An 11,369-nucleotide genomic window follows, 5' to 3' on the forward strand; every position below is an offset into this window, starting at 1 on the left:
GACACTCTGTTTGTCATGCAGTTTTCAAGGTTCAACTATATCTGAAATGCATTTTTGCAATTCATTTAAAAACCTTTCATTTTAGACTTGACTTTTAATAGTTAGTCTTTCATTGTAGTACAGATATGTCTGTTCTGTCAGAGGATCAATCACTTCACTTTTGCTCTTCAAATACTCTAATGAGGCACAAAGAATCGTATAAAGGCACTCATCAATATCTGCAAATGCCAAACGTCGAATTTCCTGCAAATTAGGCGCCTCGCATCTTCCCGGTTCAATATAATCCGCAATATAAATAATCTTGTCCAGCAATGTCATATGCGGGCGACCGGTTGTATGGCAGGAAATCGCATCAAGAATTTCTGTATTCTCTATCCGATATATCTCTTTTGCCAAATATGCTCCTAATTTTGCATGTAAAAGCCCAGGATTTTTCTGCTCTGCCTCAGAAATGTTTAAATTATATTTTTTGCATAATTCTATTTTTTGAGCAGATGGAATACATTTCGCACAATCATGCAAAAGCCCTGCGATCATGGCATCTTCCAAATCAGCCTCATACCGCATCGCAAGTGCGCCTGCAGTATACATAACACCAAGCGTATGCTCATACCGATTCTGATCCAAATGCATCTTTACTTTTTCCTTTATTTTACGTATTGTCAACTGCTTCATTTTGTTCTTCCTCAAATAAATGTTTTTCTGCAATATAGTTTTCAACTGCCTCTGGTACAAATTCGCTGATCGGAAGTCCTTCTTTGATTCTTTTTCGAATATCACTGGAAGAAATCTCCACATCCGGAGTATTCATAAGACGGATATCACATTCATATTTTCTTGCTAAATAATGAATCTGACTTAACATCTCCTGTGTTCCTTTACCATTACGATATGCTGCTAAAAGAATACAGGTTCTCAGCAATTTTTCCGGATGTACCCATTTTTCAATAGAAAATAAAGAATCTGCACCAATAATAAAATAGAATTCATGTTCCGGATATCGGTCTTGAAAGTAGTGCATCGTCTGATAGGAATAGGAAATCTCTTTTCTTTCTACTTCATATTTTTCCAGACGAAAATACGCATATGGCTGAATTGCTTTTTGTACCATCTCTACCCGGTTCACAGTCATGGACTCAATAGCAGTACTCAACTTATGCGGTGGATTTCCGTTTGGCAGGAACCATACCTGATCGAGTCGAAAAAGTTTATATGCATAATTTCCAAGCATCAAGTGTCCATTATGAATGGGATCGAATGTCCCTCCCATAATTCCAATCTTCATATTATTTCCTCTTTCATGCTTCACTACGGAAGTACGATTTTCTTCTTATCGTCTTTTCCTTCTTTATATAACACAATCTTTTTGCCTATTACCTGAACAACCTGGGAGCGGGTACGTTCTGCCAAAATCTGTGCAATTTCTTTCGGATCATCGGCACAGTTTTGAAGTACATTGATTTTAATTAATTCTCTGGCTGTCAACGCTTCTGCAATCGCGTTGGTAAGTTCTGGCGTCATGCTTGATTTTCCAACCTGAAAAATCGGATCCATAACCATTGCAAGACTTTTCAAATACGCTCTCTGTTTTGATGTCATGATTTCCCTCCTCTCTTATTTATAATAATCGAATTGTAACCCGTACATGCGCACTGTATCGCCTTCTTCAATTCCTGCAGCTTCCAATTCATCTAGTATTCCTGCATCCTTCAGGAATTTTTGGAAGAATGCAAATCCTTTTTCTGAGTCTAAATTTGTGTATCCAAGCATTTTTTCAATCTTAGGCCCTTCCACTACATACATGCCATCTTCTTTTTCCACCGTATATGGCAGATCAATATGAATGAGCTCCTCTTCTGGGAAGTATTCCTGCTCAAAAGTAATCGGAGCCTGTTCTAATTGTTTCAACTGATCATTTACATAATACAAAAGCTCTTTGATTCCTGCGCCAGATACACCGGAAATTGCGAATACCTTTACTCCCTTTGGTTCAAATTCTGCCCGAATATGCTCAACTGGATCTTCGTCCTCTGAGTATATCAAATCTGTCTTATTTGCTGCAATGACTTGAGGCCGTTTTGCAATCTCAGGATTATATGCTTCTAATTCTTCATTAATCTTATAAATGTCATCAACCGGATCACGTCCCTCCGATGATGCAGCATCCACTACGTGAATCATCATCTTTGTACGCTCGATATGACGTAAAAATTCATGTCCAAGTCCAACACCTTCTGAAGCCCCTTCAATCAGTCCGGGAATATCAGCTATAACAAAACTTTCCCCATCTCCTAAATCTACAACTCCGAGATTTGGATTTAATGTTGTAAAATGGTAATTGGCAATCTTTGGATTTGCATTTGTAACACGAGACAAAAAGGTTGATTTCCCAACATTCGGGAATCCAACAAGCCCAACATCTGCAATCACTTTCAACTCTAATTGTACGTTCAATTCCTGAGCTGGCTGTCCTGGCTGCGCATACTTTGGAATCTGCATGGTAGAAGTTGCAAAATGCTGGTTACCAAGACCTCCTTTTCCACCCTTTAAGATGACCTGTCTGCGGTTCTCACCTGACATATCTGCGATAACTTTTCCAGATTCCGCTTCTTTCACCACAGTTCCTTCAGGCACTTTCAAAATGATATCTTCTGCATCTTTCCCGTGGCAGCGCCTTTTTCCGCCCTGCTCGCCGTCCTTTGCTGCAAATTTCCTTTTATGTCGGTAATCAGCAAGGGTATTCAATCCTTCATCCACTTCAAAGATAACATCTCCGCCACGTCCGCCGTCACCACCATCTGGACCACCGTTGGGTACATATAGTTCACGTCGAAAACTGACATGACCATCTCCGCCTTTTCCTGAGCGAATATATATTTTTGCTCTGTCTGCAAACATCTTTCTCACCTACTTTTCTATACATTGTTTTTATTATAATATAAACCGATGGAAAAAAACAAGGCTTCAAACCAATAAGATTTGAAGCCTAATCTTTTATAATTCGTAAAATTCTTATTCAGCTACTGGATAGATAGAAACTTGTTTCTTATCTCTTCCTTTTCTTTCGAATCTTACAACACCGTCAACTAAAGCGAATAAAGTATCGTCTCCACCACGTCCTACGTTAGTACCTGGGTGAATTTTAGTTCCACGTTGTCTGTAAAGGATATTTCCAGCTTTTACAAATTGTCCGTCAGCTCTTTTCGCACCTAATCTCTTAGATTCAGAGTCTCTACCGTTCTTTGTAGAACCAACTCCTTTTTTATGAGCGAAAAATTGAAGGTTTAATTTCATCATGGTCTTACACCTCCTCAAATGTTAAATCGATATATTTCTCGTAATTTTCGTCGTCAGCCATCTCCTCTAAACCAAGAATCATAGCTTTCAACAACAGCGTCGTCTCTTTCGTAGGTCTTCCCGATATTCTATAATCGATTAAGCCCTGCTCATCATCAGATACAAGTGAGGCTTCATTCTGAGTAAAAATCTCAATTGCATTCACAGTATTGATCGTCAGCACAGAAACAGCTGCACAGACAACATCCTGACCATTCTCACTGTAACCTGCATGACCCAACGCCTTAAAACCAACACATTCATGTTTTTCGTTTTTATAAATGGTTACCTTAATCATTCCAACACCAGATTAAGCATTGATTTTTTCGATCTTAACAGCTGTGTACTGCTGTCTGTGACCGTTTTTCTTATGGTATCCAGTTTTTCTTTTATACTTGTAAACGATTACTTTTTTTGCTTTTCCGTCTCCAATTACAGAAGCTGTAACTGTAGCACCTTCTACTGTTGGATTTCCAACTTTTAATTCAGAATCGCTAACTGCAAGTACCTGGTCAAATGTAAAAGTTTCTCCAGCTTCTACACCAAGTTTTTCTACTTTAATGATATCGCCTTCGGCTACTTTGTACTGTTTACCACCTGTTGCTATAATTGCGTACATATGGCACCTCCTATTATCATTACTCGCCAATTACGGTGTCTGCATTGCAGAACTTGCAAACCTCATTGTGCGGCATACCGTTGTATTATAACATGCGACTTTATAGGCGTCAACTGTTTTTTATACTATTTTAGATAGATTTGGTAAAGAGTTCAGCTAGTACCGTAATTCCATAGATTACAAATAAACCGATAAACAACTTTACAGGACTGAACTGTAAAAAATAGTAACTGATGAAAAAGATTCCTAATGCAATGCCGGCAGCGCCATTGATTCTGGCGTACATTTTTACATCTCTAATATCCTTTTTCCGAATCAAAGGCATATCTCCCTTTATGATTGCATACAAACCTATAAGTATACATATAACTGCTAAAATCAGAATACTTGTCATTTTTTCTCCTAATCCTTCAAAATATTGTTTTGAAAATTTTATTTTTCTTTATCGGAAACTACTAATTTATCATAGAAATAACCGATAATATCTTTTCGCGTGATAATTCCGGAAAAATTTCCCTGATCATCAACTACAGGAACAAAATTCTGTTCCATTGCTTTTTCCATTAGGTCTTCCATTTTTGCTTCTGCTCGAACCGGTTTGTAGTCAAGGCGTCTTCCAACTTCCTGTATGGAAACCATCTCTGCAAGTTTTAAATTTAGATTGTGATTTCCTTTGAGCCACCAAAGTAAATCGCCTTCCGTAATGCTCCCAACATATTTTCCCTGTCTGTTGAGCATTGGGATACACGAATATCTGTGATATTCCATACGTTCCAGAACTTGTCTGACCGTATCGTCATCATAGATATGGGCAACCTCACTTTTAGGTTTTAAGAAAAACATGATATTCATATCATTCACCTTTCCAACTAGAGTTTTGCTGTCACAAAAATATCGTAAATTGCTTTAATCGCATTTTCGAAATCATGATTGCGCACACCAATTACAATATTCAATTCGCTGGAACCCTGATCAATCATCTTTACATTTACATTTGCATGCGCAAGTGCAGAGAAAATACGACCTGCTGTACCTCTTGTAGCACGCATTCCCCGACCAACAACAGCAATCAATGCAAGATCTGATTCCAATTCGATGGAGTCTGGCTGTACTGCATGATGAATTCCGGCAAGTACTTTCTGTTCTGTCTCTTCAAATTCTGACTGATGTACAAAAACTGTCATCGTATCAATGCCGGATGGCATGTGCTCGAATGAAATATGATTATCTTCAAATACCTGAAGCACTTTTCTTCCAAATCCAACTTCTGAGTTCATCATTGCCTTCTCGATTGTGATAGAAGCAAATCCTTGCTTTCCGGCAATTCCGGTAATCGTGTATTTTGGATGTCTACAAGTAGCTTCAACAATCAACGTACCTTTATCCTCCGGTGCATTTGTGTTGCGGATGTTGATTGGAATTCCTTCTTTTCGAACAGGGAAAATAGCATCCTCATGAAGAACGGTAGCTCCCATATAAGATAACTCTCTTAATTCTTTATATGTAATTGCTTCTATAGACTTCGGATTCGAGATAATTCTCGGATCTGCAATCAGAAAGCCGGACACATCTGTCCAGTTCTCGTAAAGATCTACTTTTGCCGCTTTCGCAACAATCGAACCGGTCACGTCCGAACCCCCCCTTGAGAATGTTTTGATTGTCCCGTCCGGTAAAGAACCATAAAATCCTGGAATTACTGCACGTTCGGCTTTATTTAAACGTTCTGACAGGATTTCATCTGTCTTATCTGCATCAAATTTTCCTTCTTCATCAAAGAAAATAACTTCTGCCGCATCAATGAATTCATATCCAAGATAGTTTGCCATGATAATCCCATTCAAATATTCTCCACGTGAAGCAGCGTAATCTCTGCCTGCTTTTTTTGCAAAGTTATCACGGATTATCTCAAACTCTTCTTCAAGTGAAAGCGTCAATCCTAATCCTTCAATGATCTCATTGTATCGCTCCTGAATATTTTTCAGTAAATCTGTGAATTTTTTCCCTTTCACAGCTGCTCCGTAACATTTATATAACATATCCGTCACTTTTACATCGTCTGAAAATCGTTTTCCTGGCGCTGATGGAATGACATACCTTCTACTTTCTTCTGCACGGATAATATTTCCCACTTTTTTAAACTGCTCTGCACTCGCAAGTGAGCTTCCGCCAAATTTTACTACTTTTTTCATCTTCGCACTCCTCCATCTGTCTTATCTTGCATAATTATTCTGCTGTTTGTATATTACAATCTATCTTTACAAAAAACAATGCTTTTTTACATTCTTTTACATTTTTTAAGATCATCTGTGGATAATATCTGCATATTCTGCATCGGCAGCTCGTTTTAAATCTTCCGGAAGCAGTATGAGTTGTAAGCCGATTTTTCCGCCGCTTACAATGATCTTGTCTAACTTCTGTGCGTCCTCCTGAATGATTGTCTTAAATTTTTTCTTCATCCCAATGGAGGTGCATCCACCTCGCACATATCCTGTCACTGCAGTGAGTTCTTTTAAATTCAGCATCTCAAGTGATTTCTCTCCAACTGATTTTGCGGCCTTTTTAAAGTCAATTTCTTCTGCAATCGGAATGACAAAAACATAATATGCTTTACTTTTTCCAACCGTCACAAGTGTTTTATACATTGTTTCATATGAAATTCCAAGAAGGTCCGCGACATGAATACCGTCTGTAAATTCGTCACATTCATAAGTCCGCATTTCATATGGAATTTTCATTCTTTCCAAAATCCGCATTGCATTTGTTTTTGTTTCCTTTTTAGACAAGGTTATCCCCTCCTTAAATATCCATGCTCTTACGTTTCTCTCTTGCTATCTTCGCCATATAAGTGTTATTTCCATGCTGATCCAAATACACCAGACATTCTTTTATTTTGTCCTCATTTTGTTCCAGCTCATAAGCTGCAAGTAAATGATATTTGCACCATATTTTTTCGGAAAGATTTCTGGTTCCTTTTGCAAAAAGCTTCTCATAATATTCTTTTGCAACTTTCTGTTCGCCTGTCCTTGCGTCTAATACAAGAACAGCATTGGCAAGTTTTTGTCTGAGATGCTTATTTTTCGGTTTTTTTCGAACCATATCACGCATATCTTCTATCAATCGTGCTGCTCTTGGATAATCATTTTCCATCACTGCACACAGAACTCCCAGATTTTTTACATTCTCTTTATATTTGCCTGCAAGCTTTTGTTTGCTCTCCATGTAAGCAAGCCATTTCCTCGCAGAAGCAAAATCTCCATTGACAAGATATGCGCTGATTAGATCTTGCACGAGAGCATAATAGCTGTCTGTATCTGCTTTTTTCTTTCTTTCCAACTGTTCACACTGCTCCAAAAATTTTTTCGCATCGCAGGTCTTCAGATAGTCTGACATGTACGGAGTTTTTGACTTCTGATAGCGGTCGAGCAAAAACATTGCCGCAAGAAAACATATCAGAAGTATCAGACAGACTGCTGCCATATAAAATAAAATCTGTTTCCCATTTGGAAGGAAACTGCCCAGAATAAATAAAAAAGCAACAATTAACATCGGTTTCCAAACATCTTTTAATCTCTTTTTCATCTTATCGCCTCTTTTAACGGTTTTCTTACCTTTTTCCGTGTTACTTCCACAAGCTGCAGCTTCGTAATATCCACAAGTATAGTAGAAATCGGATCTTTCCGAAGTTCCTTTTGAAATACATCGACCAGCTCAGCCATCAGCTCTTTTCCGGAAAGATTAATAAAGTCCACCAAAATGATTCCCGAAAGATTGCGAAGACGTATTTGTTTTGCCACTTCTTTCGCCGCTTCTATGTTAATTTTTAAGTAGGTCCGTTCATCTCTTTTCTTGCTGATACATTTCCCGGTGTTTACATCGATCACAGTCAATGCCTCCGTCGGCTGTATGACAAGATAAGCCCCCGACTTTAACCACACACGTTCTTTTAGTGCGTCTTCTAACTTCCGTTCAATATTATGCAGCTTATCTAAAGGAAGCAGAGTATCTTCATAACGATGCACTTTTCCCAGATCTTCCGGTTGATACATTTTCAGATAAGCGATGGTCTCTTCGTAAAGTATTGGATCTTCTATCACAATTTCTTTCAAACCATCCTGGTAAATATTTTTCAGCTCGCTCAAATATTGCTTCGGCGCCTTTTTTAAACAGGAATAGCATACACGCGTCCCTGCAATTTTTACGAGTTCTTCATACTCTTGAATTAATTGTTCAAGTTCAGCTTTCAGCACTTCTTCCGCTACATCTTTTGCATTTGTACGAATGATAAAGCCATATGCATCTGATTGATAAGAAGCTGCCAGTTTCTGAAAATGTTCTCTCGATTCTTTTGGAAGCTTTGATGAGATTCCGATCCTGGTATCTCCGGTTGTCAAAACTGCATATTTCCCTGTAAAACTAAGTTTCCCGCTGACGGTAGGTACTTTTGTCTTGACCGCCTCCTTTGAGACTTGAACAAGCAATTCATCACCGATGCAAAGTGGTTTTTTCCCAATCTTCTGAGTGAAGATCGGCGTTTCATTCTCATCAAGGGCATAATAGCATTCCACACCTTTGGCAACTTCTACGAAAGCCGCACCGATATTCGGAACAATATTTTTTACTTTTCCAACATAAATATTTCCAAGCACTGCCTGTTCTTTCGTCTCATTCGGAGAACAATGGAACTCTACAATTTCCCCATTTTCCAGAAGCGAAGTCAGAACCTGTTCTTTCCATCTTGTAATGATTAATTTCCGCTCCATTATGACACCTGATCGAGACTCACTAGTTCTCGGTTATCCTCTGTTCCCATATTTGCGTACACTTCAAGACGGTGATGTACAAATGTGATTTCTTCCGCATTCAATCCTAAAAATTGCGAAAATGCCTGCATAACAAGTTCCGGTTTCAGATTTTCCACACTTCCTGTGGCAACCTGCATGTAGATTTCTTCATCTCTCGCTTCAAACTGATAGATCATCGGTTTGATATCCACTTCCTTTTCACTCTTCTTCGTCTTTTTCACAATCATAATCTGCGGTTGCTCCAAAAAGACGTCTGCTTTTTCCTTCCAGTCATCCGGAAAAGCATGATTTTTTGCAGATGACAAATAGTCTGCTGCCGCCACAATGGACATTCCTGTACGCTTTTTATCATCAGAAATCTCTACCATATTGACCACCTCAATGCCTTCTACCATCGTTGCATTCATCCGTTCAACAGCCGCCTCAAAGTCAATCGGCTCTGTGAGTTCAATATCAAAATATTCTCCGTCGCTTGTCAAACCAACTCCGAGCGGATTGGCAAAGGACATGATCATATGCGGGCTGTATCCACCTGTAAACGCAATCGGAATATCCGCACGGCGCATTACTTTTTGAAAGAAACGCATAATATCCAAATGTCCGATGAATTTCATCACCCCATATTTACGAAATTTAATTCTTGCCTTCAAAACAAACACCTCCTCCATAGATTGCCGCGCCACATCCGGAACACTGCATCCGGCAGTTTGGTGTAACCTTTCCTTCCAATGCATTTTTCCATTCACGTTGCAGGAATTTCTTTGTCACTCCGATATTGATAAAATCCCACGGCAGGATTTCATCCAGATCACGCTCTCTCAAATTATAGAAAGCGATATCTACTCCCGTATTTTCAAATGCCTGAAGCCAAAGGTCATTCCGGAAATGTTCACTCCAGGAATCATATAGACAACCAAGTTGGTACGCCTCCAAAAGTGCTTTGCCGACACGCCTGTCTCCACGGGCAAATACTCCTTCCAGAACTGTGACATCCGCTTCATGCCAGTTATATTTCAAGCTTTTTTTATTGAGTTGTGCTTTCATCTCGTTATTTACGATATGTGCTTTTTGAATGTAATCTTCCTTGTTGCACATTTTTGCCCACTGAAATGGAGTGAATGGCTTCGGAATAAAGAATGAAGTACTTGCCACAATCTGACATTTTCCATTTCTTTGATCTTTCGGAATTTCGTAATAGCGTCTTGCTACTTTCTCTGCGAGATGAGCAATTTCCTTCATATCTTCTTCCGTCTCGGTTGGCAGTCCGAGCATAAAGTATAATTTCACACGAGTCCATCCGCCCTCAAATGCCTGTCCGGCACCTTCTAAGATAATCTCCTCGGTGAGCCCTTTATTGATAACATCGCGTAATCTTTGAGATCCTGCTTCCGGTGCAAATGTCAGACTGCTTTTTCGAACATCCTGTACTTTACTCATAACATCCAGCGAAAAGGCATCGATACGAAGCGATGGAAGTGATACGTTAATCCCTTTTCCCTTAAATTCATCAATCAGAAAATTTACAATTCCCTGGAGCTGTGAATAATCACTGGAGCTCAGTGAGCTCAAAGAAATCTCCTCATGTCCAGTGCTTTTTAGCATCTGATACGCATATTCTTTTAGTCTCTCCAAATCTCGTTCACGCGTCGGGCGATAAAGCATACCCGCCTGACAGAAACGACATCCGCGAATACAACCTCTTTGAATCTCCAGTACAACACGGTCCTGTGTCGCTTTGATAAATGGCACGACCGGTTTCTCCGGATAGTAAGTATTTGTGATATCCAGCACCATCTGTTTTTCAATCGTACGTTTTGCATGTACGTTGTTCGGCTCAAAAGATGCAATTGTTCCATCTTCATTGTAAGTCACATCATAAAAAGCCGGCACATAAAGTCCCGGGATATCTGCTGCACGCTCCAAAAACTCTTTTCTAGGCGCGCCGGAAGCTTTCCACTCCTTATAAGCGTCCAACAGTTCATTGTAAACGGTCTCGCCTTCCCCGATATAGAAAATATCAAAAAAGTCTGCTAACGGCTCCGGATTGTATGTACACGGACCACCGCCAATGACAATCGGATCATCATTTCCACGATCTTTTGCAAACAATGGAATCCGGCTTAAGTCAAGCACCTGTAAAATGTTCGTGTAACACATCTCATATTGAATTGTAATCCCAAGAAAATCAAATTCTTTGATAGGATCCTGAGACTCTAATGCAAACAATGGGATATTCTGTTTTCTCATAATCTCGTCCAAATCCGTCCATGGAGAATAGACACGTTCACACCATACATCCTCTCTGCGGTTGAACATATCGTATAATATCTGAATTCCAAGATGGGACATCCCGATTTCATAGACATCCGGAAAGCACATGGCAAAACGGATATCCACCTCATTTTTGTTTTTCATCACCGAGTTCACTTCGTTCCCGATATACCGGGCCGGCTTCTCGATTTTTAGTAATATTTCATCATTTAAAGCTAGTTTTCTCATATTTCTCCTCGTATTATAAAGTAGTAGTGTTTATAGACCCTCTCCAAGGTCTATATGCTATACTGTTGGAGATACTGTGGATTGTTTAAAACCTCCTACCATTCGATGGTTTA

Annotated in this window: 15 protein-coding genes; all 15 read right to left on the reverse strand. The window is 39.3% G+C overall.

Features of this window, described 5'->3' with window-relative positions; genetic code table 11:
* Positions 1–81 precede the first annotated feature (81 nt).
* The 15 genes from yqeK to ACTQXY_RS14160 all read right to left on the reverse strand — a co-directional run bounded on the left by yqeK (position 82) and on the right by ACTQXY_RS14160 (position 11,256).
* Positions 82–675 carry a bis(5'-nucleosyl)-tetraphosphatase (symmetrical) YqeK gene (gene yqeK, locus ACTQXY_RS14090; RefSeq protein WP_441659985.1) on the reverse strand — a complete coding sequence of 198 codons (594 nt, stop codon included), beginning with the start codon at positions 673–675 and terminating at the stop codon, positions 82–84.
* Positions 653–1,285 (reverse strand): nicotinate-nucleotide adenylyltransferase, encoded by a 633-nt coding sequence (gene nadD / locus ACTQXY_RS14095; RefSeq protein WP_441659986.1) that lies wholly within the window; start codon positions 1,283–1,285, stop codon positions 653–655. The genes yqeK and nadD overlap by 23 nt, the downstream gene beginning before the upstream one ends.
* A 23-nt stretch (positions 1,286–1,308) precedes the next feature.
* Positions 1,309–1,599 carry a ribosome assembly RNA-binding protein YhbY gene (gene yhbY, locus ACTQXY_RS14100; RefSeq protein WP_004612602.1) on the reverse strand — a complete coding sequence of 97 codons (291 nt, stop codon included), beginning with the start codon at positions 1,597–1,599 and terminating at the stop codon, positions 1,309–1,311.
* 15 nt (positions 1,600–1,614) lie between these two features.
* Entirely contained in the window at positions 1,615–2,898 is a 1,284-nt protein-coding gene (gene obgE, locus ACTQXY_RS14105; protein WP_441659987.1) for a GTPase ObgE, read from the reverse strand.
* Between the two features lie 114 nt (positions 2,899–3,012).
* Positions 3,013–3,297: a 50S ribosomal protein L27 gene (gene rpmA, locus ACTQXY_RS14110; RefSeq protein WP_004612604.1), complete on the reverse strand. Its 285-nt coding sequence runs from the start codon at positions 3,295–3,297 to the stop codon at positions 3,013–3,015.
* A gap of 4 nt (positions 3,298–3,301) precedes the next feature.
* Positions 3,302–3,634 carry a ribosomal-processing cysteine protease Prp gene (locus tag ACTQXY_RS14115; RefSeq protein ID WP_441659988.1) on the reverse strand — a complete coding sequence of 111 codons (333 nt, stop codon included), beginning with the start codon at positions 3,632–3,634 and terminating at the stop codon, positions 3,302–3,304.
* A 12-nt stretch (positions 3,635–3,646) separates the two neighbouring features.
* Positions 3,647–3,955, reverse strand: a complete 309-nt coding sequence (rplU, locus tag ACTQXY_RS14120; protein WP_004612606.1) for a 50S ribosomal protein L21 — start codon at positions 3,953–3,955, stop codon at positions 3,647–3,649.
* Positions 3,956–4,085: 130 nt separating this feature from the next.
* Positions 4,086–4,274: a hypothetical protein gene (locus ACTQXY_RS14125; RefSeq protein WP_441659989.1), complete on the reverse strand. Its 189-nt coding sequence runs from the start codon at positions 4,272–4,274 to the stop codon at positions 4,086–4,088.
* 113 nt (positions 4,275–4,387) lie between these two features.
* The gene (locus ACTQXY_RS14130) at positions 4,388–4,807 is read right to left on the reverse strand and encodes a CBS domain-containing protein (RefSeq protein ID WP_022251073.1); all 420 of its coding nucleotides are present in this window, start codon (positions 4,805–4,807) and stop codon (positions 4,388–4,390) included.
* 17 nt (positions 4,808–4,824) lie between these two features.
* The gene (locus ACTQXY_RS14135) at positions 4,825–6,144 is read right to left on the reverse strand and encodes an aspartate kinase (protein WP_441659990.1); all 1,320 of its coding nucleotides are present in this window, start codon (positions 6,142–6,144) and stop codon (positions 4,825–4,827) included.
* Positions 6,145–6,255: 111 nt separating this feature from the next.
* Positions 6,256–6,738: a Cys-tRNA(Pro) deacylase gene (gene ybaK, locus ACTQXY_RS14140; RefSeq protein ID WP_441659991.1), complete on the reverse strand. Its 483-nt coding sequence runs from the start codon at positions 6,736–6,738 to the stop codon at positions 6,256–6,258.
* A 13-nt stretch (positions 6,739–6,751) separates the two neighbouring features.
* Entirely contained in the window at positions 6,752–7,534 is a 783-nt protein-coding gene (locus tag ACTQXY_RS14145) for a hypothetical protein (RefSeq protein WP_441659992.1), read from the reverse strand.
* The gene (locus ACTQXY_RS14150; protein ID WP_441659993.1) at positions 7,531–8,715 is read right to left on the reverse strand and encodes a ribonuclease E/G; all 1,185 of its coding nucleotides are present in this window, start codon (positions 8,713–8,715) and stop codon (positions 7,531–7,533) included. The genes ACTQXY_RS14145 and ACTQXY_RS14150 overlap by 4 nt, the downstream gene beginning before the upstream one ends.
* Positions 8,715–9,425 carry a TIGR03936 family radical SAM-associated protein gene (locus ACTQXY_RS14155; protein ID WP_441659995.1) on the reverse strand — a complete coding sequence of 237 codons (711 nt, stop codon included), beginning with the start codon at positions 9,423–9,425 and terminating at the stop codon, positions 8,715–8,717. The genes ACTQXY_RS14150 and ACTQXY_RS14155 overlap by 1 nt, the downstream gene beginning before the upstream one ends.
* On the reverse strand, positions 9,391–11,256 hold the full coding sequence (locus ACTQXY_RS14160; protein ID WP_441659994.1) for a TIGR03960 family B12-binding radical SAM protein: 1,866 nt from the start codon (positions 11,254–11,256) through the stop codon (positions 9,391–9,393). The genes ACTQXY_RS14155 and ACTQXY_RS14160 overlap by 35 nt, the downstream gene beginning before the upstream one ends.
* Between the last annotated feature and the right edge of the window lie 113 nt (positions 11,257–11,369).

The sequence above is a fragment of the Faecalimonas sp. LCP19S3_D12 genome, from assembly GCF_052121495.1.
Classification (GTDB): Bacteria; Bacillota; Clostridia; order Lachnospirales; family Lachnospiraceae; genus Faecalimonas.